Origin of the sequence: Terrisporobacter glycolicus ATCC 14880 = DSM 1288 (assembly GCF_036812735.1) — a bacterium.
Lineage (GTDB): Bacteria > Bacillota > Clostridia > Peptostreptococcales > Peptostreptococcaceae > Terrisporobacter > Terrisporobacter glycolicus.
The window spans coordinates 2,312,411-2,337,437 of record NZ_CP117523.1 but is presented as its reverse complement, the minus strand read 5'-3'; the positions used below and the strand labels follow the sequence as shown (position 1 = coordinate 2,337,437).

Here is a 25,027-nt window from a genome sequence, read left to right as displayed (position 1 = left end):
AAATAATAATGAGGTGATTAATAATGAAATTAAATAATGCATTAGGCCATTTAAAAAATGAATTATCTGATTTATTAAGTATGATGTTAGTATCAGAAAGAACAAACAGTCAAAGATGTCTAAATCAAAATTTAGATACTAGCAAAACAATAATAGATCATAAGGATACTAGTGAAGAATTTTCACAAAAAGATTTAAACTCAATAGGTTTAGAAATACATAAGTTGGCAACAGAAATAAAAGGTATGTACAACATGATGTTAGTGTCAGAAAGAATAAACAGTCAAAGATGTTTAAATCAAAATTTAGATACTAGTAAAACAATAATAGAACATAAAGATACTAATGAAGAATTTACAGAAGAAGAAGTGGATAGTTTAATACAAGAAACAAGAAAGCTAGTAGATACTATGTTAGTATCAGAAAGAACAAACAGTCAAAGATGTTTAAACAAAGACCTGGATACTAGCAAAACAATAATAGATCATAAATGTGAATTACAAGATAGCAAGCAACCAGCAAAAGGTAAAACTAAAAAACAAGAATTAGAAAGTACAATTTATGAATTAAAAGGTATTTTAAATGAAATGCTTATTTCAGAAAGAATAAATAGCCAAAGATGCTTAAATCAAGATCTTGATACTAGTAAAACAATAATAGATTATAAAGAGTAAATAAAAAGCTATAAATTATAGATATATTTTATCTATAACTTATAGCTTTTATTTTGTATATATTACTTTTTAAATAAATAAGCATTTAAATCATCACGGTTTAAGTCTATTCCTAAGTAATAAACAATATTATCTTGTAATAAATAATACACAAATCTAGAAGAATTAAATTCTATATTTTTATTACTAATAGTATATAGATTAGTCCTAAATATTTGAGTATTACCAAATTTTCTATATAGTGAAAATGTTCTTTTAAATCTTTTGTCTACTAAAGTGTCAGTGTTTTTGTATGCTCTAATAAAAGTAACTTCATTTACTACTTTATCATTTATATAAAGGCATTTTAAATCAAAGCTGTCATTTTTACCATTTGATAAATTTTCCCATAAATTAAGTAAATCATTGTTTTTAAATAATTGTATTCCAAAAGTAGGAGGTACAATTATTAAATTAGAAGAAGCTTCTACAGATTCTCTATCATCATCCCAGTTTATATTTAATTCGTCTTCTTCTATAAAGGAAACAACTCCCATTTGTTTAGAATTATTTTTTAATGTTACTATATCACCTACTTCAAAATCAGTTTTGTATGGTGACTTTTCATCAAATATTAATTCATCATTTTTAATAGAGAATGTAGATGCTAATTCTTTATTGTCTAGTTCGTCCTTTGTAATATAGTTCATAAGTTTCCTCCTGAAAATTTCTTTTTATAAAAATGTATATTAATACAATTCCCATAGTAACATATTTATAACTATTTTCAAAATAAATTTTATATGTATATAATATAAAATCCTTACAAGATATAGAAAAATGTTCATATTATTATTTATTCCTGTAAAATTAAGATTATTTCTATATTGTTTGATGAAAAATAAATCAATAATATATATAATATTAATGAGAAAGAATTAGATAATAACTTAAAGAGTAAATATAGACTATAGATTTATTAGGGGGAAAAATGAATAAAGAAAAAAATAAATATCCATGGCTTAAAAAAGCTATATTAGTTTCAATAGGTATTTTAATTATAACAACAGTCATCTGTTCATTTTTTGTTAGCAAAAGAGACTTTGACAAAGAGTTTGCTACAGGGAGCAATATAAAATTAGAACAATTAAATAAAAACCAAAGTAAAAATATAAAAAAATTATGTAAAGTTTGGGGTCTAGTAAAATACTATCATCCAGAAGTGATTTCTGGAAATGTGAATTGGGATTATGAATTATTTAGAATAATGCCTAAGGTATTAGAAGCGAAAAGCTCAAATGAAACAGACAAAATACTATATGACTGGATATACAAATTTGGTGAAGTAGAAGAAAATCCTAAAGAAGATAATAATGAAGAAGTTGTGTTAAAAAGAGATATAGACTGGATAAAAGACGAAAAATATATTAATAAAGAATTAAGTGATTTATTGATTAAAATATCAAATACTAATATATCTAAACGAAATAAAGCTTATGTTAATTTTTCTATGCTTAATGGTTTTTCAGAGTTTAAAAATGAAGAGAAGTATCCTAATATGAATTATGATGACACTGGTTACAAGCTACTTGGTTTATTTAGATACTGGAATGTAATAGAGTATTATTATCCCTACAAAGATATAATAGGAGAAGACTGGGACGGTGTTTTAACAGAGTTTATACCTAAATTTATAGAAACGAAAGATGAATTAGAATACAAATTAGCAATATCAGAACTTACTACCAAAATACATGATTCTCATGCAGGTGTTAAGGACTATAATGGAATTTTAGACAAATATATTGGAGATAAATTTGCACCCTTTGAATTTGCATTAATAGAAAATCAAATTGTTATAAAAAAAGTATTACCTAAATATAAAGATGAATGTAATCTTCAAGAAGGTGATATTGTCTTAAAAATTAATAATAAAGATATATTTGAAGTAGTAAAAGAAAAATCTAAATATAGATCTCTTACTAAGAAAAGCGCAATAGTAAATAGTTTAAAATATCTTTTATTTAGAACTAAAGATGATAATATGCAAATAACTATTAAAAGAGATAATGAAGTGCTTACAAAAAATGTTAAATGTTACAAAGATATGGATATGTTTGAAGTGAAGTCAGATTCACATAAACTGTTAGAAGGAAATATAGGTTATATAAACCCAGGACAATTAAAGTCAGGTGAAATTGATGAAATAATGAAAAAGTTTATGGATACAAAAGGTATTATTATAGACCTTAGAGAATATCCATCTGACATTATAACATATACTTTAGGTGAATATCTTATGCCTAAGGAAGTATCTTTCTCAAAAATATCCATGGTTAATCAATCAGTGCCAGGTGAATTTGTATTACTAGATGAAGACTTAAAAGTGGGTAAAGATAATGAGAATTATTACAAAGGTAAAGTTACTATATTAATGAATGAACGAACTCAAAGTAATGGAGAGTTTACAGTTATGTCTTTAAGAAAAGCACCTAATGCTGTAGTAATAGGTAGTGACTCTATTGGTGCAGATGGAAATGTAGCGGAGTTTAGTCTACCTGGAAATGTAATTACTTCTATTACAGGTATTGGAGTATTTAATCCAGATAAATCACAAACTCAAATAGTAGGCATTAAGCCAGATGTTTATATAGAGCCTACGGTTCAAGGTATAAAAGAAAACAGAGATGAACTTATTGAAAAAGCAATAGAAGTTATAAATAATTAAATCATAAAAAGTAGAAGAGTATGTTAAATAGAATATACTCTTCTACTTTTATTTATGTATTTTATAAACTTATTATTTTATTAAATAAGGAAGCTATACAGTTATATTATTTACGCCCTTTTCTTCCCAATTAGCTATTTCCTTTAATCTATCAATTATAGGAAGATGTTGTGTACATTCGCTTTCACACTGACCACACTCTATACAATCAGCAGCCTTACCTTGACTGTTCATAGTGTAATTCCAACATTCAAGACCATAAATTTCGTCTATCATTTGCTCATCACTTTTTTTGAACATTTGTTTTTCGTTATATAAAAGCATATATGCTGGAGTGTTTATGTCTTGAGGACAGACTTTACAATATCCACATCCACTACAAGTAGCATTCATATGCTCACCTAATTTATTTTTTATGTTTTCTATATCTTCATCACTATAAACTTCATTTTCATCAGCTATGTTACAAGCATGATCTATATCAGAAAAACTACCAAATCCTATTAGAGAAACAGTTATCTGAGGGCTACCTATATTAAATCTTAAAGCAGCGTCTATAGCTGTTTCATCTTCTTTTGCTAAGAAAGACAGTGCATCTTTATGTTGAGGGATAGCGCCACCATTTAAAGGGTTCATTGCTACAACACCATAGTTTTTATTGTATGAATATTCTACACCTTTCCATCTGTAAGGAAAGTTCAATAAGTTTATTCCCATAGTAACACCTTCGAACTTGTTGTCATCTAGTACTTGTAAAACTTCATCACCTGGTTGATGAGAAGAGAATACTATATGATCGATTAGACCTTCTTCTTTACATTTTAATAAACCTTCATATTGTCCACCTGGCTTCATGGCAAGGTTGTAATGTTCCATTTTTCTAATGCACCACACATGATAGAAATCTATTTTATCTACTCCTAAAGTTTTAAGTGATTTTTTTACAGAAGCTACTGTTTTTTCTACAGTATCACAAACAGTTGGTCTACCTTTTGTAGAAACATAAAAATCAGTTTTTCCTTCTTTTTTTAGTTGTCTAAAGGCTACACCTAAAATTTCTTCACTTCTGCCATCACAGTAACCAGGAGCTGTGTCAAAGTAGTTTATACCTTTGTCATAGGCATAAGTTACTAATTTTGCATTTTCTTCATTACTTTTGCTTAAATCAAATCTTAATCCGCCAAATCCTACTACTGAAACATTTTTTCCTGTTTTTCCATACTCAACATATCTCATTTAGATTTTCCCCTTTTAACCTTAAGTTATATTTATTTTAGATAAAATTTAGTTTGCATGATTTTTATGCAACTTTATTACCTCCCTCTGGAAAATTATAATATAAAACCTATTGTAAATATATATTTATAAATTTTTTAATATATTTAAAGAAGTAAATTAGAAGATATATGATTTTTTGAAACCTAGGGTGAGAGATGTATGATAGAAGTTTTATAGTTTTACATAGAAAGAAGCAAGAAAATGGATGCAAGTAAGTTTTCCTTATTGCATCCATTTTTTACTAGACTTATTAAACCTAAGTCTACATGCCTTATATAAATTCTCTTAACCACTGTTTAGTATTATCATCAGCAAAAGTTGAATCTACACTAACTAAGTATAGAGCTTTATAATCTTCTTCACTCATTTCAAAAACACTGTCCACAGTATTAAACTCTTTAGTTAAATTAATATTAGAAACTGTTCTATTATCAGTATTTAGAGTAACTTTTAATCCATCTTTATAAAACTTATAAAAAGGATGATCTTCATAAGAATTTACTGCCTTAGTCTGCACATTACTAGTTGGACACATTTCTAAAACTATATTTTTATTTTTGACTATTTCATATGCTTCTTTTACATCTCTTATACCTATACCATGACCAATTCTTTCAGCTTTTAATATTTCAACTGCTTCTAATACATTTACTCCACTTGCAGCTTCTCCTGCATGTATTGTAACTCTATATCCAAATGACCTTGCCAAATCAATGGCTTCTTTAAACTCTATTGCAAATCCTTCATTTTCAGCACCGCATAAGTCTACAGCTACAACGCCTTTATTTAAAAATTTCTTTCCTTCTTCTACCACATATATTGCATCATCTAAAGTCATAGTTCTCATACAACCCAATATAAGATTGGCCTTTATAGGGTATTTTTCTTCGGCTTTTTTGATTCCGTCTAATATACTTTCTATTACTTCACTTACACTAAGTCCATTTAACGTGTGAAGTAATGGTGCGAATCTTATTTCCATGTATTTTAAATTCTCACTACTGGCATCTTCTAACAATTCAAAAGTTATTCTTTTTAAACTTTCTTTACTTTGCATAACTCTATTTGGTAAATCAAATCTTTTTAAATATTCTACAAGAGAATCACAATTAAAAGGTACTTTTACCATGTTCTCTATTTCTGATAATTCATGTGATGGGATTTCTATATTTTCTTCTTTTGCAATATCTATTATTGTTTGTGGTCTAACACTTCCATCTAAGTGGCAATGTAATTCTATTTTGGGTAATTTTTTTAGCATATTGTATCATCTCCTTATTATTTATAAATTTTTGTATAAAAAAAATTTCTGATTACAAAGAATACTTACTAAATTAAAGTAAGCATTCTTCGTAATCAGAAATTATTGGTTTCTGGTAGAGACCCTCAATCCATATTATTGAGGTTATACGAAATATATATTTCTACTAAGTATATTATTTTTCAAAAACTATGTCAATATATTTTTTAACACTTACAAAAGAACTATGTTTAAAGTAGTTTAGTCAACTTTTTTAACTCTTCAGATAAGGTTTCTTTCGTTATGTTTGATATGGTACTTTTGCTTATAATTTGGAAAAATATTCTTGCAAGAAATAAGTTAAAAGCAAAATGAATATAGAAATCGTACATTATTTCAATTTATTGCTTGTTAAATTATGTAATTTTCAGTAAATTTAGACTATAATAAGAATATAAAATAGAAACTTAAAACACAGGGGGATTATGGTGAAAAACAAAATATTATTTTTGGTTTTTTTAGTTTTTATAATATCTATGGTTGGCTGTAAAAAATCTACGGATTCTTGGTATGGTAAAATGGATAATATTAAATATACTAATGAAAAATTTGGATTTTCAATGGAGACACCAAAAGATTGGACTGCACAAGAAGACATAGACGAAGCTAATATTGATAATGATGGGAATACTAATTTAGATAACTTAGATGAATGTTGCATATTTTCGATGGCAGCGCCTTCAAGTAATGAAGCAGTTAAAGTTAATGAAAAGACTCTTATATCAGAAGGTTTAAATATAAGAGCAGTTAAAACAAAGAAAAGTTTAGAAGGATATACAAATGATATATACAAAACAGAACTTGAATGTAAAATTGAAAATAAAGTATATGATAAAGTTATAGGAGAGAAGCAAGTGAAAGTTATAGAAAATGACTATCAAATATATTATATAACTGAGTCAGAAGACAGAACATTAGTATTTTATTCATGCTATGCAAATAAATCAAAAGATAAAGTTTTAAAATCATTTGAATCATTAAAATTTTATTAATTTGTATTCATATAAGAATACCTAAGTAGATTGAAGCTAGTCATAAGACTGGCTTTTGTTTTTTAACAACTGAGCCACAATTATGCCTGGGTAGCAGAATGGAGCATCTTATGTCAAGTCCTTATAATCGAAATAAATATAAAAATTAGATAAAAATATAATAAGGGGAAATTTTCATTATTATATTTTTAAATGCATAGGAGATTATAATAATGTTTAACACATCTAATACAGGGGATAAAAAAACAAAAACTTCCTTAAAAAAGTACTACACTATTGAATTAAAGAGAATAAATCAGATAAGTAATCCAGAAGAGTTTGAATACTTGAGAGAAGAATATAAGAAGTGCTTATTTTCATATTTTGATAACATAAGTAATATTAAAGTACGTAATTGGTTAGAAAGAATAAAAATAATATATGAATCTTTTATACTTAGAAATAATTTGAAAATATGGCGTAAGATATTGCAAGAGGATGTATGCAACTCTATAGAAACAAAAGATGAAGTAAGAGATTTATTAATCATTCTTCTTATGAAAGAATATTATGTAAGTCAAAATATATTAAAGCTTATTAATGAAAAGTTTGAATTAATAGAAAAGCAAGGTGAATTATATAAGAGATTTCCAACAACATTTATAAATAAATTAATACGTGATATAAATAAAAAAGAATATCCTTTATATGAATTGTTTGAAATTAAAGAAGAGTTAGATTATAATACATTTTTAAATTTATTTTACGAACTCGATTATAGTGTTAAAAATGATGAATTGAAAGAAGCAAAAACACTATTGAAAAAAATAAAATGTTTAAATATTCAACATCCTCAACTTGATGTTATTAAATACATATTTTATTCCAAAAATCATAATAGAATCAAATGCAAAATTATAATTTCTAATTTGAAAAAGCAATATAGTTATTTAACTGATGTAAAAATGCTTCAAGGTGATTCTTGTATGCATAATAATAACTATAAATTAGCAAGTGAGTTTTTGGAAGAAGTTATAAAAGTAGAACCTAGAAATATTTTAGCAATAGAAGGATTATGTAGCTCTTATATTATGCGAGATAAAATGTTAGAAGCAAAAGATTTAATAGAATATTTATCAAACATAGGTTATATAGCAAAAAACGATGAAAGAGTGAAAATAATTAATGAGTCATTTATAAAAAAATCTATTAAAAACAAAAAGGATTATTATTTGAGCTTACAAAAAGCATCTATATACATAGAAATACAAGAATATGAAAAGGCATTATCAATTTTAAGAGAAATAAATATAGATAATGAAAATGAAGCAATATATTATGCATTAATGACTAAATTATATACTCAAACGAAAGAATTATCAAAATCACTTGATTATGCTAAAAAATGGATAGAGTTGATTAAAGACCTAGATCATAATAAGAAAATCAAATTGAAAAAAATATTTGGATATAGAATGGGAAGTTTGCTAGAAGAAGAAAGTGTTACTTTGCAATTAAGCTCAATATATTTTGAATTAGGTAATAAAAATATGTGTCTAGAAAAAATAGAAAGTTTGTTAAGTCAAAATTTACATAATTCACAATATCTATTAATTATTATAGAATTATTGTATAGTATGAAGGAATATGAAAAAACAATAACAATATGTGACGAAATGTTAAAGGATGATAATTATATCTTAATATATAACTATAAAATAGAATCATTATATAATTTAGAACGTTTTGTTGAAGCATATGATATATGCAATGAAGTTTTGAAAAAGACTAAGTATGAACTAAATGTTTATATTTACAAAATAAGAATTTTAATAGAGTGGAATAGAATGAGTGAAGCTGAAAAAATAATTAGGGACTTAAAACGTAAAGGGATCAATATCTATGACTTTGCTAAATTATAATTATATAAAAAGATGATATTCTATATTTAAATCATTTACAAAATAAGGGGAGACAGATGAAGTTTAAATACGATATACACATACATACAAAAGAAATCAGTCCTTGCGGGCGTCTAAGTATAGAAGAAATAATAGACAAATACATAGAGAAAGGTTACTCAGGATTAGTTCTTACAGATCACTTAAGAAAAGACTACTTTAGAAAGTGTAAAAGAGAAGATTGGAAAGAAAAAACGAAGGAATTTTTCTATAGCTATGATAGAGGTATAGAATATTGCAAAGATAAAGATTTTTACATAGGTCTAGGAATGGAAATTAGTTTTAATAAGGATACAAATGATTTTTTAGTATTTGGATTGGAAAAAGAAGATTACCTAGAAAATGAGTGGATGATAGAAATGGGACTAAAGGATTTTTATAATAAATTCAAGGATAAGGCAATTATTATTCAAGCCCATCCTCATAGAAAGAAAGGAAGTAAATTAGAGGATATAAACTATTTGCATGGCATTGAAATATATAACCAAAATCCAAGACACAACAATAATAATGATTTGACAAAGGCTATTTATGAAGAAAATCCAAATCTTATAGCTACAGGCGGTAGTGATGTACATCAAGAAGAAGACTTATGTAGAACAGGTATTTATACAAATAAAAAAATTACATCAGATGAACAACTACTTAACATATTAAGAAATAAAGAATTTAAAATTATTGAAATGAATTAAAACTTTAAATAAAACTAATAACTTGCCTAGATCATCTGTTAATATAAAATAGCTACTTATTACAAAAACTGAGTATTGCCTTAGTGTGATATAATAGATAAGATTACTATGACGAGAAGAAAGAGATGACAAAATGACAAAAACAAACTTTAAAGATTATAAATTAAGCAAGGAAATATTAAAATCACTAGAAATGTTAAATTTCAAAAATCCAACAAAAGTTCAAGAACAAGTTATACCAGTAGCCCTACAAAACAAAGATATACTTGTAAAATCACAAACAGGAAGTGGAAAGACAGCAACTTTTGGAATACCCCTATGTGAGTTAGTTGATTGGGATGAAAATAAACCCCAAGCACTAGTTCTAGCACCAACGAGGGAACTAGCAATACAAGTAAAAGACGATATATTTAATATAGGAAGATTTAAAAGAATAAAAGCCTGTGCCCTTTATGGAAAGTCTTCATTTGCTGTTCAAGAAAAAGAACTTAAGCAAAAGACTCATATAGTAGTTGGAACTCCAGGAAGAACAATTGACCATATAAAAGAAGGAAGTTTTGTTACGGATAATATTAAATATCTTGTAATAGACGAAGCTGATGAAATGCTTAGTTTAGGATTTATTGAACAAATAGAAGAGATAATAGAAGCTCTACCAGTGGAGCGTGTTACCATGTTATTTTCTGCCACATTGCCAGAAGATATAGATGATTTATCAAAAAGATATCTGAAAAATCCTACTAAAATAGAAATAGCAGCTAAAACTTTAACTGTTGATAGAATAGTTCAAGTAGCTTATAAAGTAGAAGAAAATGCAAAACTAAATTTATTAAAAGATGTTACAATAGTTGAAAATCCAGATAGCTGTGTGATTTTTGCCAACACTCAAAGAAAAGTAGAAATGATTTATAATGAGTTAACAGATTTAAAATATCCATGTGACAAAATACATGGAGGTATGGAACAAGACGATAGAATAAAAGTAATGTCTAATTTCAAAAAAGGATATTTCAGATATTTAATAGCTACAGATGTGGCAGCTAGGGGTATAGATATAGAAAATATAACTCATGTAATAAACTTTGACATACCAGTTCTTAGAGAAAACTATGTTCATAGAATAGGAAGAACAGGCCGTGCAGGTAAAGAGGGTAGAGCAATTACCTTTGTAACAAAAGCTGATGACAGACGTGTATCTGAAATTAATTCATATACAGGAAGAGAACTAGTTGTAAGACAAGAAACGCCAAGTAGAAAATCTGTGAAAAAATTAAAAGCTGAATTTGAAAGAAAATTAAGTGAAAAGCCTGAAGTTAAAATGAGTAAAGGTGCAAGTATGAGTTGTGAGATAATGAGACTTCACATAAATGCGGGTAAAAAGACAAAGATGAGACCAGTTGATATAGTTGGTACACTTTGTAGTATAGAAGGAATGACTGCATCAGATATAGGGGTTATAAATATACAAGATGTATCTACTTTTGTGGAAGTTTTAAACAACAAAGGTGAGATGGTACTTAAAACACTACAAACTAAAAACATCAAGGGAAGACCTCGTAAAGTTACTAAGGTGGAAATGTAAGTAAAGTAACTGGATTTTAAATATTTACTAAAAAAGTCTCAGGCTATTTTAACCTGAGACTTTTTTATGCTCTTTTAACTATCTAATAACTAAAGCTTTTTTTCCAACTTTATTGTAAATTGATTCGAATTTAATCTTACTTACACTGTATTTACCTTTTGCAGGATCTGTTATGTAAAAATTATCATCATCAACACCAGTAACTGTCATGACATGAAGATTTTTATTTACCCATATTTGGTCTTTAGTATTTGGGTACCAGTAGCCCATTTGAGGAGTAGCTAAATTAAGAGACATCCAAATAACTGATGGGTTTCCATTTCTAAGCTCTTTTTCTAAGGTTTTTACAGATGCACCTGTTATATCTTCACTATTGGATCTATACTTTTTGGCAGTACTTACTAAAGCTTCTGGATATATTGCTTGGAAAATACCAGGTTGATTTTTATAAGGACTTCCTACGAATCCAAGTGAAGGATTTTTATTTGGTGACTTTTTCATTTTTTTGGCTATAGTAGTTTTTGAAACATTCACGCCTTTAAACTGTAGCAACTGAGCAAGAGAAGTTGCCTCACATCCAAGAGGTAAATCAGGATATTGGCTTATATATGGCACATTTAATATTACACTTTTAGTATTACTTAAATATTCACTGTTAACATAAGCAGCTTTTCCATTATAAGTGAACTTACTCCAACCTTTACTTGTTGAATTAACATTTATTTTAGTATTTCTCTTAAGTTTTCCTAAAACTTTATACTTAGTTCCAGCTCCACTTCTTACATTCAAACTTTTAGCATTTACATATTTTGTAGTAATTGAATTAATCAAATATTTACTACTTACATAAGCAGTTTTCTTATTATAAGTAAATTTACTCCATCCTTTGCTCTCTGAAATAACACTTATTTTAGTGTTTTTAGTAAGCTTTCCTAGAACTTTGTATTTAGTTCCAGCCCCGCTTCTTACATTTAAAGTATTTGTATTTACTACTTTTAAGGTAGCAGCAAAAGTAAGGTTTTTATGAAAAACACTACTTATTAGTACTATGGATATTATTGTAGGTATTAGAATTATTTTCTGTAAATTGTTTTTTAACATTATAAATTTTCTCCCCCATAATTATATTACTTGCACATTATAACATAGGGGTAAATTTATGTAAATTTAAGGCAAAAAACTAAATATTTTTTAAATCCATGGGGGGTGTCTTGACAAATTATGTAAAAATTATGATATAATTATTGCATTGCTTTAAATTATAAGAATAAAATTATTCTTATTTTATGAAATTTTATAGTGATAACTATTAATACAAAAGTGAAAAGAGGTTTTAAATGAGAAATAAATCTTTTAATACATTTATATTAACTATTTTATTAGTAATATGTACATCTTTAAGCAGTGTAGCAAATGGATTAAATAATACAGGTGATATACCGAGTATAATTGCACAATCGGCAATAGTTATGGATATGGACACAGGAGAAGTTATTGCATCGAAAGATGCAAATATTCAAAGGCCTGTGGCAAGTACAATAAAACTACTAACATCATTAGTTTTTGCAGAAAATACTTCTAAGGGAGAAGTTATACAATTTACACAAGAATCACTAAAAACTACTCAAACAGCACTTAATAACTTGAAAAGAATAAATGTGGGTGACAAAATTTCAAGCGATGATCTTATGAAAGCTGTTATGGTTTATTCAGCCAATGATGCTGCATATTTAATGGCAGATTCTGTAGCAGGAAATTACAAAGATTTTGTGAAAATGATGAATGATAAAGCAAAAGACCTTGGCTTAGAAGATACAAAAGTAGTAAATCCGTGTGGCTTAGAAGCTAATGCAGTAGATCCAGACAATAAAGAGATTAATATGTCAACAGCCTACGATATAGCAGTAATAGCAAAAGAAGCTTACAAAAACCAATGGATTAGAGAAACAATATCAGATCAAAGTCCAAATATAACAATTAATATAGAAGGAGAAGCTGTACCAATTAAATTAAGAAACAAAATCCTTGGTCAATATGGTAATGTAGGTGGAAAAACAGGTAATGAATCTCAAGCTGGTCATTGCTTTGTTGGTTTCTTCCAAAGAGAGGGCAGAAATCTAGTTACTGTAGCTCTTAATTCTGATTATGGAATAGATGGCACAAATGTATTTAATGACACAAAAACTATTGTAGACTATGGTATTGCAGCTGAAAAACAAGTATTTAAAAAGGCTGGAGAAGAAGTTGGAACAATTGAACTTCAATACAGAAAGTACGGTATTATTGGACCTAAAAAGAATATAACAGCTCCAATTATAGCAACAGAAGATATTATGTATTATAAGAATCAAATTAATGATGAAAATGCAAAAATAGAATACAATAATGAAAATAAAAGTGCCTGGAAGTTGGCAAATAAAGATGTGAAATTTAATTTTACTCTACCTAATTACTCATCAGAAGTAAATGGAAAGGTGAATTTAAGTAAACTAGATTTACTTAAAATTTACGCATCATCATTTATTATATTTATAGTAAAAACTTTAGTAGTACTTGCAATAGTAGCATATATTATTAGATTAATAAACTTAAGAAGAAAAAGAATGAGAAGAAAAAAAAGAAACAATAAGAGAAAAAAATAATATTATCATAGAAATAGCTCCTCCTTAGTTAACAATTTATAATTTTTAAACTAAGGAGGAGCATTTTATTTTTGATATGAACTTTTGGATTAGTATTAGATTTCCATATAAACATTGTACCAATCAATGTCCAAACTAGATTTAGGATGGTTGTTAATATCAGAGTAAATTTCTTTTGAAATTTTGTCTCTCCAAGCTTTTGCCTTATTTTTGTTTTTATGCATCATATTCTGATTATGGTGGTGTGATGATGATTTTTTTTCGATTTATAATAATAAGAGACTTAAGCTAACAATTTAAAAGTGGTGATATGTTACTAATATGCTATGATTGTGGTAAGAACTTATTAATTGGATAAAAGACATCTTATTTGCTGATTAATATGGTAAAAAAGCAATATATTAAAACATTTGAGACGATATATAAGAATGAAATAGAAAAATATTATAAAACTTACAGAACTTTATGGTGAGAGAATTACTTAAAGTTAAGATACAAGGGGGAGAGTTATATGGAAGATAAAAAAACAAATAGAGCTTTTAATGAGATGTATATAGCAGCCAGAAAACGTTTAGAGAACAAATCACCTGTAGATATTGCTAAAAATACGGGGGTAGAATTTTGTGAAGAAACATCAACTTTTAAAATAAAGAGTTTAGACAAGATTATTGAATTGACTTATCCATCATATGAGACTAAGGAAAAGTTAGAAGATTGGCATGCTTTAATTTTACTACATTATCTAGATATAGGAGATGGAACACCTCTATCTTTTAAGGCAGTTCATTTTGGTGAATTGAAAGATGGACTAATAAGGGGAGTTAGATTTGACAAAACTGTGGAGATAGAACTAAGTCGTTTTTTAGCTAATAAGAAACCAGAAGAAGTTATAAAGGTGTGTAAATCATTAGGTGGAGAAGTTGTAAAGTCTAAATTTGACTTATGCGTTGTGTTTTATCTTTTTCCATACTATCCAGTAACTTTAAATGTGTGGTTTGCAGATGAGGAATTTGAAGCGGTTGGGAAAATGTTAGTGGATAAAAGCTCAGACAATTATCTTACAATAGAAGATGCCGTTTTAGTTGGAGAACTTATGTTAAGGCGTATTTTGCAAAGATATGATGAGGTACAACTATAAATTCATAATTTCTACATATTTAAAAAATATAATTAAGGTACAAAATAAATATGTAGGAGGAATAAAAAATGAGCAAAAAGCTTTTAATTGAAGGTATGAAATGTAAACATTGTAAACAAAATCTAAAAGAAGCACTTACAGAAGATATTGATGGTGTAGAAGTTTTAGATATAAGCATAGAGGAAGGATATGCACTTGTTAATATGAATCAAGATGTACATATTAATGATATAAAAAATATTGTAGAAGATTTAGGATTTAAACTAATTGATGTTAAATAAAAGTAAATAAAGTTGCCTATTCTATGACTTAATTAATCATGGGAAAGGCGACCCTTTTTTTTATCTTACCATTAACCACTCTTCAAATAATCCACAGTTATGTTTAGTACAAAGACCATATTCTAAAGCTGAAATATCAATATTATGAATATAGAAATTGTTTATAAAAACAGAAATAAACACATTTGATATATTTAGCATTCAAATCAGTAATATTAGCAGGGGTACACGATATCAAAAATCGCTCCCATACTGTCACCAACGACGTTATACGTTTCTTAAAAACTTAAAAATTAAGTTTAGAGATCATAGAGAAGTTAAATATAATTTACCCTGGAATATAGCAGTAAACTTTGAGATAGATATGAGCTTTAACAAAAATGAAAAACATTATTGATAAAATATAAATGAGGCGAAACTTATGAACAAGGCCTTTTACCAACATTGTAACAACGAGGTAAGTTATCATGTTATTAAAGGGACTATAAAAGACTATAAAGTAGATATATTACAAAATATGGGTGTGAGTAATATATGCAGGATTTAAAAATAGAATTAAAATAAAAATAAAGCACGCTATCTTTAGTCAGATAGGTGCTTTTTCATTTTTCATATTTAAACCCCAAAAATGGTGTATTATAGCATATTTTGCAACTAATAAAATTTCAATCATATATTTTAATAAATAGTAGAAAATAAATATATTAAGGATTGAGGTGATTAATATTAAACTAACTAAAAATGTAAACCAAAACTATACTAATATCTTATCCAAACTTAAAGTCAAAAAAAGTTTTGATTTAGTTTCAAGAGAAATAAACATTGGAGGTAGAAAAGCCTACCTATTCTTTGTTGATGGATTTATGAAAGACGAAGTTGCAGAGAGAATATTAAATAAATTCATTTCCATAACAAAAGAAGAAATGAATAAAGTAAATAACGTTACAGATTTTATGAGTTCCTATATAGCTCACATTGAAGCAGACAAAGAAAACGATATTGATAAAATAGTATCTGGTGTACTATCTGGACCAATGGCTATAATTATAGATGGATTAGACGAAGCAATTATGTTAGATGTACGTACTTATCCAGCTAGAGGACCTGAAGAACCACAAAAAGAGCAAAGTCTAAAAGGTTCAAAAGACGGGTTTGTTGAGACTTTAGTAATGAATACAGCACTTATAAGAAGAAGAGTAAGAGATGAAAATTTAGTTTTTGAAATGATGAATGTAGGTAACAAATCTAAAACAGATGTTTGCATAGGTTACATAGAAGGACTTGCGAAAACAGACAATATTGAATTAATAAAGAAAAAAATAGAAAGTATTGATGTAAGAGCATTAGTAATGGGAGATCAAAGTTTAGTTGAAACACTAACAAAATCAAAATGGTATAACCCATTTCCTAAAATAAAAACTACACAAAGACCAGATGTAGCATCAGCTCATGTATTAGAAGGTAAAATACTTATATTAATAGATACTTCGCCAAATATTATAGTAGTTCCAGTAAGTATTTTTGATTTTATGCAAGAAGCAGATGATTATTATCAACCTATAATAACGGGAAATTATTTGAGATTTATTAGAAATTTAACATTATTAATCACGTTGATTTTGACTCCAGTGTATTTATTGTTAATAGAATATATTGATAGACTACCAGTATGGATAAAATTTATTGAACCAGAAAAAGGCTATGCAGTACCATTAATAATACAGTTTTTATTACTAGAGTTAGCGGTAGATGCTTTAAAACTTGCTTCATTAAATACACCAGGTGCTTTAGGAATGTCACTATCTGTTGTTGGAGCACTAATACTTGGGGATTTTGCTATCAAAACAGAATGGTTTGTTCCTGATACCATCCTATATACAGCTATTGTATCCTTAGGAGGATTTGCTCAAACAAGTATTGAGTTGGGATTTGCAATAAAACTGTGTAGGATGCTTTTATTAGTTTTAACCTCGTTATTTAAAGTATGGGGATTTATAATAGGATTGATAATTACATTAATACTACTTGCTACAAATAAGACTATAATGGGACAATCATATATTTACCCATTATATCCATTTGATGGTAATGCATTAAAACATTTATTATTTAGAACACCAATAAAATCTAATGAAAAGAAGTGAAGAAATTATTAGAATAATAATTAAAAATATTTACTATAAAAATAATGTAAGGAGTAAGTCATGGAGAAAAAATTACTATATATAAGTGTTAACTCAAAGCCAGAACACTTATCATCATGCAAAACTGTTGCTAGAACATTTATAAATAAGTTTTTAGAAAAATATAAAGATTTTAAAGTTGAGGAAGTCGATTTATACAAAGATCACATTCCAAGACTAGAATATCAATATTTCGAAGATAGAAATTGTATAATAAAAGAAGAAGCTGCAAAAAAATTACCTAAAAAAGACCAAGATGAAATAAAAATAATAAGAGATTTATGCGAACAATTCAAAAATGCTGATATGTATGTAATAGCTGCACCTATGTGGAGTTTATCTTTTCCTGCACCACTTAAAGAGTACATTGACTGTGTAGTACAAGTTGGAAAGACGATTACTTTTGAGAAAGGTAAGAAACCACAAGGACTACTAAGTGATAAGTATAGAGCTTTAGTTTATGTTGAATCTGCTGGAGGAAATATACCTTTTCTACTAGATCCTATAATGGACAAGGGTGAAAATTATGTATCAAGTATAATGAAAACAATAGGAATTAAAAAAGTTCGTGAGCTAAAAGTAGACAATACTGGAACCACAGAAGAAGAAAGAAAAGTAGCTTTAAATAAAGCTGAAAATGAAATAGATAATATACTTAATAATTTGAAGTTTTAATTTCAAAAAAGAATAATTATAAAAAAGACAAAGGGCGTTACATTTTTGTAACGCCCTTTTAAAATATGTTAAAACTACCACAAAAATTGGTATAATATACATATACAAAAAAAGGAGGAACATTATGATTTCAAGAGAAATAGCAACTAAAGTGCTAGAAAAATGCCTAATCACAGGTGGGGATTTTGCAGAAATCTTTGAAGAAGACTGTATAAATAACAACCTAAGTCTTATAGATAGTAAAATAGAAAATGTCCTAGGGGGAAGAACTTACGGAATAGGAATAAGAATTTTCAAAGGATTCAACAGCGTTTACGCATACACAAATGACAATTCGCTTCAGTCCATGCTAGATACTGCTTACAAAGCAGCTTTAGCTCTAGGAAAAGTTACAAATGAAGAAAAAATAATAGTACTAAACAATTGTAAGAGAAGTACAAATATTAATCCAATAAAACTAAGTCCAAGTAGTACTGATTATCAACATAAAATAAAAGTAATGAAAAAAGCTTATAAAAGTGCAAAAGATTTCAACTCTGACATATCACAAGTAAGTGTAAACTACTTAGACAAAGAGCAAAATGTGCTAATTGCCAACACGGAAGGATTATACACAGAAGATAAAAGAGTAAGAACTAGACTTTCCATAACTTCAGTTGCATCAAAAGGAAATGAAAATCAAACAGGACATGAAGGACCTGGAGCTTGCAAAGGCTTTGAACTATTTGAAGATATAGATCCAGAGTATTATGGAAAAGAAGCTTCAAGAGTGGCATACACTATGCTAAATGCAAAAAACTGCCCAGCAGGTCAAATGACTGTTGCCATAGACAACGGATTTGGAGGAGTTATCTTCCACGAAGCTTGTGGACACTCTCTTGAGGCAACATCAGTAGCCAAGGGTAATTCAGTATTTACGGATAAAATAGGGCAGCAAATTGCATCTAGCAAAGTTACTGCCATAGATGATGGAACTATACCAAATCACTGGGGATCTGCAAACATAGATGATGAAGGAACTCCAACTCAGAGAAATGTATTAATAGAAAATGGAATTTTAAAATCATACATGGTAGATAAATTAAATGGACGAAGAATGAAGACTAAACCTACTGGAAGTTCTCGTAGACAAAGTTACAAATTTGCTCCAACATCTAGAATGACAAATACATTTATAGCAGCAGGAACAGATAAAACAGAAGATATTATTAAATCCATAGACAATGGTCTTTATGCTAAAAAAATGGGTGGAGGCTCTGTAAACCCAGTAACAGGAGAGTTTAACTTTGCTGTAGCAGAAGGATATTTAGTTAAAAACGGAGAAATAAAAGAAGCAGTAAGAGGAGCAAGCCTTATAGGAAAGGGTAGCGAAGTTCTTATGAATATAGATATGGTAGGAGACAATTTAGCTCAGGCTCAAGGAATGTGCGGTTCAGTTTCTGGCTCTATTCCAACAAACGTAGGTCAACCTATGATAAGAGTGAAAGAGATAACTGTTGGTGGAAGGAGTGAAGAATAGATGGAATTTTTACAGTTTAAGAATTTATTATTTGAAAAAGCAAAAATTGCTGGATTTGATGAGTGTGAGATTTATTTTAGTGATGGCGAAAGTATAAGTATCTCTGTTTATGAAGGAGAAGTGGAAAAATATAATTTAGCTAAGTCTTTTGGACTTTCTTTTAGAGGAAAAATCAACAATAAAATGGGATATTCTTATACTGAAATATTAGACGAAGCTGCTATAGATATGTTAATTAATAGTGCTAAAAACAGTGCAAACCTAATTGAAAACGATGATGAAACTTTTATTTATGTTGGAGATAAAACATATAGTGAAGTAAAAACTTATTCTAAAGAATTAGAAAATATAGATCCAGGTAAAATGATAGATTTAGCATTAGATTTAGAAAAAGAAGCTAAAAACTACTCAGAGAAAGTTGTAAATATAAATGGTTGTAAAATTTCTTATTCTTCATCAAACTACGGAATTTACAATACTAAAGGTTTAGAACTAAATAATAAAGGTAATATCCTAACGTCTTATGTGGTGCCAGTAGTGCAAGATGAAAGTGGAAAAAATGATGGTGTGGGTTATGTGGTAGCATCCTCTTTAGATGAAGTTAAACCAAGACAAATGGTGGCGCAAGGTGTGGAGGAAGCCTTATCAAAATTAGGTGGAAAAAGCATTCCATCAGGAAACTACAAAACAATTATATACAACGAAGCAATGGTACAGTTATTAGAAACATTCGCATCAACTTTTAGTGGAGATGCAGCACAAAAAGGTCTTTCACTTTTAAAAGGAAAAGAAGGGCAAATGATAGCTTCACCAATTGTTACTATAGTTGATGATCCACTAATGGATGATGGTCTTGCGACGTCACCTTTTGACGATGAAGGTGTGGCAACTTTCACAAAGGAACTAGTTTATGAAGGAAAATTAAACACATTACTTCATAACTTAAAAACTGCTCACAAACAAGGAGTAAAGTCTACAGGCAACGGGTTTAAAGCTTCATATGCATCTTCAGTAGGTGTAAGTGAAAGCAATTTATATCTTAGAAAAGGGGAAAAATCTTTTGAAGATTTGATGAATAAGATTGGTGAAGGTGTAATTATAACAGATTTAGCAGGACTTCACTCAGGAGCAAACACTGTAAGTGGAGATTTCTCTCTTGCAGCAAAAGGTTTCTATGTGGAAAATGGTAAGAAGACTTTCCCAGTGGAGCAAATCACACTAGCAGGAAATTATTTTGATTTACTTAAAAACATAGTGGCTGTAGGAGATGATTTAAAATTCCCTATGAGTAATGTTGGTTCACCATCAGTAATCGCCACAGGACTTTCCATAGCAGGAAAATAACAAATATAAAAAGGGGAAAAAAATGAGATACTATTCAAAGATAAACTAAGTGTAACTAGTAAGTATGGAGACTTAACTATTAAAGGTGACTATTTTGACCATAATTATGGAATATATAAAGGTGGAGAACTTATAGCTCAAGTGGCTAAAGAGTTTTTCTCATTTACTGATAATTATTATATAGATATATATTTTGAAGATGAATCTTTTGTCTTAGCTTTGGTTGTTATAATAGATAAGCAAAAAAATAATAATTAGTAATAAGCAAGCCGTTGAAAAGCTATCCATTAGATAGAGTCTGGAAATATAATTGTGTATTCTTCAGAAAAAATTGAAATTTAAGAGTGATAATTTAAGTTATATTTTAGGCTATGGTTTTGTAAATCATAGCCTTTTATAGTTCTCTCTTGCATAGATAAAGGTATTTAGATATTTTTCTCCTTACTTATTAGAAAAAGTAAAATTAATATCAAAATGATAATAAAAATATTGACAATTGATAATATTTATCATATTATAAAAATAAGCAAATGATACATATTATCAAATGTTAAAATATATCATCAAATAATTTCACTCAGGAGGGAAATATGACACTTAAGAAAAAATCAATAATATCATTAGCAACAATTGCTATGCTAACAATAGGAGTAGCAACGGGGTGTGCTCCAAAAACATCGAAATCTCAGGAAAATGTAATAAATGTATATTCAGCTAGACATTATGATGTAGATAAAGAATTATACAAAGAGTTTGAAGAAAAAACAGGAATAAAAGTAAATGTAGTAGAAGGTAAAGCACCAGAGTTACTTGAAAGATTAAAACGAGAAGGTAAAGATACTCAGGCAGATGTGTTTGCAACAGCAGATGTAGCAAATCTGTATCAAGCAATAGATGGAGAATTAACTCAGCCAATAGAATCAGAAACAGTTAATAAAAACATACCAAAAAATCTAAGAGGAAATAATAATGAGTGGGTAGGTCTTACTACAAGAGCTAGAATAGTAGCATATGATAAAGAAAAAGTAGATCCATCTCAGTTATCAACTTATGATGATTTAACAAGTGATAAATGGAAAGGAAAAATATTAACTAGATCTTCAGATTCTAGTTATAACCAATCTTTACTGGCTTCATTTATAGAGCTTAACGGAGAAGAAAAAGCTCAAACTTGGGCTAAAGGAATGGTAAATAATTTTGCTAGACAACCGGAAGGAAACGATAGAGATCAAGTTAAAGCTATAGCTGCAGGAGAAGGAGAATTAGCTATAGTCAATACTTATTATGTAGGGCAAATGTTAAACTCAAAAGACCAAGAAGAAGTAAAGGCTGCAAAAAAGGTTAAAGTATTCTTCCCTAAAAACACTCATGTAAATGTAAGTGGAATAGTTTTAAGCAAATACTCTAAAAATAAAGAAAATGCAATTAAATTTATAGAATTTTTAACAGAAGAAAAAGCTCAAGAGGCTATAACAAATAACAACTTTGAATATCCTGCTAATCCAAATGTAGAGCCAAGTGAATTGTTAAAATCTTGGGGTGAATTTAATCCTCAAAATATAGACTTAACAAAAGTTGGTGAATATAACAAGAAGGCAGTAGAAATATTTAACCAAGTAGGTTGGAAATAATATTAAAAGGTATTATCAAATTTGATAATACCTTTTATAAATTGTAGACATAAGAAAAGGTGGGAATTATGAAGAAAATTAAATTTAATGGTTGGGCATTACTTAGCACAATATTTATGCTTATGATAGTGCTACCAAACATTGACGTTATAGTACATTTATTTCAAAAGCCTAATGAAAATTGGTATCACATAAAAGAATATTTATTACAAGACTATATAAAAAATACAATAACAATAGCATTGTATACAGGAATTTTTACAATGATAATAGGAACATCTCTTGCTTGGCTAGTGTCAGCCTATGAATTTCCTATGAGAAAGTTTTACAGATGGGCACTAGCTCTTCCTCTTGCCATACCACCATATATTGCAGCATACACTTATGCTGGTATGTTAGGTTATACAGGAGGGATACAAACCTTTTTAAGAAACAAATTAAATATGGAAGTTAATCAAAAGTATTTTGATATTATGAGTATGGAAGGAGCTATATTTATTTTTACAATATTTTTACTTCCTTATGTATATATGGTAGTAAGAGCTTATTTAGAAAAACAGGCAGCATCTTTAGTAGAAAGTGCTAGGATGCTGGGAGAAAATGCTATAGGAGTATTTTTAAGAGTAGTTGTTCCAATAAGTAGAGGAGTAATAGTTGCAGGTGTAACATTAGTAGTATTGGAGGTACTTAGTGACTATGGTGTAGTTTCATATTTTGGAATACAAACTTTTTCTACAGCTATATTTAAGAGTTGGTTTAGTATGAGCGATGTTGACAGTGCTATAAGGTTGGCGGGAATCTTAATAGTTGGGGTATTTATTGTAATGACTAGTGAAAAATTATTAAGAGGAAGAAAAAGATACAGCTCAACAAATACAAAAGTAAGACCTTTAACAAGAAAAAAATTAACAGGAATGAAAGCTGCTTTAGCTTTTTTAAGTTGTTTTATAATTTTTGCTTTAGGTTTTTTAATACCAACATTACAGCTTTTAAAATGGGCTTTTATGAGTTATTCAAAAGTATTAAATATGGATTTTTTTAATCTTGTATATAATTCAATATGGATAGCAGGAGTATCTAGTTTACTGGTTATAGTAATGGCACTTATAATAGGAAACTATACGAGAATAAATAATAACTTATTATCAAAGTTATATTCTAAGATAACTCTTATAGGATATTCCATACCTGGTGCAGTTGTTGCCATAACAATAGTTTTATTTTTCGTAGATATAGATAATAAAATGTCCTGGTTATATAAAATATTCGACCCTAATGCACCTACTTTATTGCTAAGTATGAGTTTAGTAATGTTAGTGTTTGCATATATGATAAGATTTTTGGCTGTGGGATACCAATCTATAGAAGGTGGATTTGACAAAATAGGAAAGAAATTTTATGAAGCTTCAAGAACTTTAGGATACTCAAGAACAAAAACATTTTTTAGAGTTGACTTGCCTATGATTAGACCGGCAATAGTAAGTGGATTTGCTTTAGTTTTAGTAGATATAATAAAAGAATTACCTCTAGCACTTTTGCTTAGACCATTTAATTTTAATACATTGGCAACAAAAGTTTTTGAATATGCAAATGATGAAATGATAGTAGAGGCCTCAGTGCCATCACTATTAATAATATTAGTAAGTTTTATAGCCATATATATGTTATATAAAGTAGGAGATAAGGAGGAAGAAAATGCTTAAGATTAAAGATTTACATTTTAAATATAAAAATTCAAAAACAAATAATATAGAAGATTTTAATATAGATATAAAAAAAGGAGAAATTATAGGAATACTGGGAGAGAGTGGTAGTGGGAAAAGTACCATGTTGAGAATAATAGCAGGTTTAGAAAGTGCATATAAAGGTAGAATTGTTATAGATGATAAGGTAGTATATGACAATAAAAACTTTGTAGAACCTGAAAATAGAGGAATTGGAATGGTATTTCAGGATTATGCATTATTTCCACATATGACTGTAGCTAAAAATATAATGTTTGGATTAAAGAAAATGAGTAAGTCAGAGAAAGAAAAAAGAATGACAGAAATGTTAGAACTAGTTAATCTAGTAGAACATAAAGATAAATATCCTCATGAATTAAGTGGTGGACAGCAACAGCGTATTGCAATAGCTAGAGCCCTAGCACCTAATCCATCCATACTTTTACTAGATGAACCATTTAGTAATTTAGATGCTCATTTGCAAGAAAAAATAAGAACAGAGCTTAAAGAAATTATACAAAAGGCTAATATTACATCTATATTTGTAACTCATGACAAAGAAGATGCAAAGGCCCTTGCAGATAAAGTAGTAGTATTAGAAAATGGTAAGATTATAAAATATGGAGATGTAAATATAGTATAGAAGTAAAAGGCACTTATTGAATTAGGTGTCTTTTTATTTGAATAAAAATATAAAAAATATATAATATAAATAGGTAGCATTT

Annotated in this window: 23 protein-coding genes and 1 riboswitch; of the genes, 18 read left to right on the top strand and 5 right to left on the bottom strand. The window is 28.2% G+C overall.

Annotated features, from left to right (window positions below):
* Positions 1-23: 23 nt before the first annotated feature.
* Positions 24-674: a hypothetical protein gene (locus tag TEGL_RS11535; RefSeq protein ID WP_018590587.1), complete on the top strand. Its 651-nt coding sequence runs from the start codon at positions 24-26 to the stop codon at positions 672-674.
* A 62-nt stretch (positions 675-736) separates the two neighbouring features.
* On the opposite strand, the gene TEGL_RS11530 is transcribed toward TEGL_RS11535, so the two are convergent.
* Entirely contained in the window at positions 737-1,363 is a 627-nt protein-coding gene (locus TEGL_RS11530; protein ID WP_018590588.1) for a hypothetical protein, read from the bottom strand.
* Positions 1,364-1,644: 281 nt separating this feature from the next.
* On the opposite strand from TEGL_RS11530, the gene TEGL_RS11525 reads away from it, so the two are divergent.
* Positions 1,645-3,381, top strand: a complete 1,737-nt coding sequence (locus TEGL_RS11525) for a S41 family peptidase (protein WP_018590589.1) — start codon at positions 1,645-1,647, stop codon at positions 3,379-3,381.
* 93 nt (positions 3,382-3,474) lie between these two features.
* On the opposite strand, the gene TEGL_RS11520 is transcribed toward TEGL_RS11525, so the two are convergent.
* Both TEGL_RS11520 and add read right to left on the bottom strand, forming a co-directional pair.
* Positions 3,475-4,617, bottom strand: coding sequence for an aldo/keto reductase (locus TEGL_RS11520; RefSeq protein WP_018590590.1), 1,143 nt, complete (start codon positions 4,615-4,617; stop codon positions 3,475-3,477).
* Between the two features lie 313 nt (positions 4,618-4,930).
* A complete protein-coding gene (gene add / locus TEGL_RS11515; protein ID WP_018590591.1) occupies positions 4,931-5,920 on the bottom strand; it encodes an adenosine deaminase in 990 nt (329 codons plus the stop codon).
* 72 nt (positions 5,921-5,992) lie between these two features.
* A riboswitch (purine riboswitch) is annotated at positions 5,993-6,092 on the bottom strand.
* A gap of 295 nt (positions 6,093-6,387) precedes the next feature.
* On the opposite strand from add, the gene TEGL_RS11510 reads away from it, so the two are divergent.
* The 4 genes from TEGL_RS11510 to TEGL_RS11495 all read left to right on the top strand — a co-directional run bounded on the left by TEGL_RS11510 (position 6,388) and on the right by TEGL_RS11495 (position 11,165).
* Positions 6,388-6,951, top strand: a complete 564-nt coding sequence (locus tag TEGL_RS11510; RefSeq protein ID WP_018590592.1) for a hypothetical protein — start codon at positions 6,388-6,390, stop codon at positions 6,949-6,951.
* Positions 6,952-7,163: 212 nt separating this feature from the next.
* The gene (locus TEGL_RS11505) at positions 7,164-8,852 is read left to right on the top strand and encodes a tetratricopeptide repeat protein (RefSeq protein WP_018590593.1); all 1,689 of its coding nucleotides are present in this window, start codon (positions 7,164-7,166) and stop codon (positions 8,850-8,852) included.
* 56 nt (positions 8,853-8,908) lie between these two features.
* A complete protein-coding gene (locus tag TEGL_RS11500; protein WP_018590594.1) occupies positions 8,909-9,583 on the top strand; it encodes a PHP domain-containing protein in 675 nt (224 codons plus the stop codon).
* A 133-nt stretch (positions 9,584-9,716) separates the two neighbouring features.
* Entirely contained in the window at positions 9,717-11,165 is a 1,449-nt protein-coding gene (locus TEGL_RS11495; RefSeq protein WP_018590595.1) for a DEAD/DEAH box helicase, read from the top strand.
* Between the two features lie 78 nt (positions 11,166-11,243).
* Here TEGL_RS11495 and TEGL_RS11490 read toward each other — a convergent pair whose 3' ends face one another.
* Positions 11,244-12,266, bottom strand: coding sequence for a C39 family peptidase (locus TEGL_RS11490; protein ID WP_018590596.1), 1,023 nt, complete (start codon positions 12,264-12,266; stop codon positions 11,244-11,246).
* 236 nt (positions 12,267-12,502) lie between these two features.
* Between TEGL_RS11490 and TEGL_RS11485 the strand changes: the two genes are divergently transcribed.
* A complete protein-coding gene (locus TEGL_RS11485) occupies positions 12,503-13,807 on the top strand; it encodes a D-alanyl-D-alanine carboxypeptidase family protein (protein WP_018590597.1) in 1,305 nt (434 codons plus the stop codon).
* 95 nt (positions 13,808-13,902) lie between these two features.
* Here TEGL_RS11485 and TEGL_RS11480 read toward each other — a convergent pair whose 3' ends face one another.
* Positions 13,903-14,034 carry a hypothetical protein gene (locus TEGL_RS11480; RefSeq protein ID WP_278244888.1) on the bottom strand — a complete coding sequence of 44 codons (132 nt, stop codon included), beginning with the start codon at positions 14,032-14,034 and terminating at the stop codon, positions 13,903-13,905.
* A gap of 284 nt (positions 14,035-14,318) precedes the next feature.
* Here TEGL_RS11480 and TEGL_RS11475 point away from each other — a divergent pair, with 284 nt between their 5' ends.
* The 11 genes from TEGL_RS11475 (at position 14,319) to TEGL_RS11425 (ending at position 24,945) form a co-directional block, all read left to right on the top strand.
* On the top strand, positions 14,319-14,945 hold the full coding sequence (locus tag TEGL_RS11475; RefSeq protein WP_018590598.1) for a DUF3786 domain-containing protein: 627 nt from the start codon (positions 14,319-14,321) through the stop codon (positions 14,943-14,945).
* A 68-nt stretch (positions 14,946-15,013) separates the two neighbouring features.
* Entirely contained in the window at positions 15,014-15,226 is a 213-nt protein-coding gene (locus TEGL_RS11470; RefSeq protein WP_018590600.1) for a heavy-metal-associated domain-containing protein, read from the top strand.
* A gap of 421 nt (positions 15,227-15,647) precedes the next feature.
* Positions 15,648-15,773, top strand: a complete 126-nt coding sequence (locus tag TEGL_RS11465) for a hypothetical protein (protein ID WP_278244889.1) — start codon at positions 15,648-15,650, stop codon at positions 15,771-15,773.
* A gap of 169 nt (positions 15,774-15,942) precedes the next feature.
* Positions 15,943-17,370 carry a spore germination protein gene (locus TEGL_RS11460; RefSeq protein WP_018590601.1) on the top strand — a complete coding sequence of 476 codons (1,428 nt, stop codon included), beginning with the start codon at positions 15,943-15,945 and terminating at the stop codon, positions 17,368-17,370.
* 60 nt (positions 17,371-17,430) lie between these two features.
* Positions 17,431-18,084 (top strand): FMN-dependent NADH-azoreductase, encoded by a 654-nt coding sequence (locus tag TEGL_RS11455; RefSeq protein WP_018590602.1) that lies wholly within the window; start codon positions 17,431-17,433, stop codon positions 18,082-18,084.
* A 124-nt stretch (positions 18,085-18,208) separates the two neighbouring features.
* On the top strand, positions 18,209-19,603 hold the full coding sequence (locus TEGL_RS11450; protein WP_018590603.1) for a TldD/PmbA family protein: 1,395 nt from the start codon (positions 18,209-18,211) through the stop codon (positions 19,601-19,603).
* On the top strand, positions 19,604-20,947 hold the full coding sequence (locus TEGL_RS11445; RefSeq protein ID WP_018590604.1) for a TldD/PmbA family protein: 1,344 nt from the start codon (positions 19,604-19,606) through the stop codon (positions 20,945-20,947).
* Between the two features lie 27 nt (positions 20,948-20,974).
* On the top strand, positions 20,975-21,205 hold the full coding sequence (locus tag TEGL_RS11440; RefSeq protein ID WP_154650636.1) for an LURP-one-related family protein: 231 nt from the start codon (positions 20,975-20,977) through the stop codon (positions 21,203-21,205).
* A gap of 332 nt (positions 21,206-21,537) precedes the next feature.
* Positions 21,538-22,578 carry a Fe(3+) ABC transporter substrate-binding protein gene (locus tag TEGL_RS11435; protein WP_018590606.1) on the top strand — a complete coding sequence of 347 codons (1,041 nt, stop codon included), beginning with the start codon at positions 21,538-21,540 and terminating at the stop codon, positions 22,576-22,578.
* A gap of 68 nt (positions 22,579-22,646) precedes the next feature.
* The gene (locus tag TEGL_RS11430) at positions 22,647-24,281 is read left to right on the top strand and encodes an ABC transporter permease (protein WP_018590607.1); all 1,635 of its coding nucleotides are present in this window, start codon (positions 22,647-22,649) and stop codon (positions 24,279-24,281) included.
* Entirely contained in the window at positions 24,274-24,945 is a 672-nt protein-coding gene (locus tag TEGL_RS11425; protein ID WP_018590608.1) for an ABC transporter ATP-binding protein, read from the top strand. Before TEGL_RS11430 ends, TEGL_RS11425 begins: the two co-directional genes overlap by 8 nt.
* Positions 24,946-25,027 lie beyond the last annotated feature (82 nt).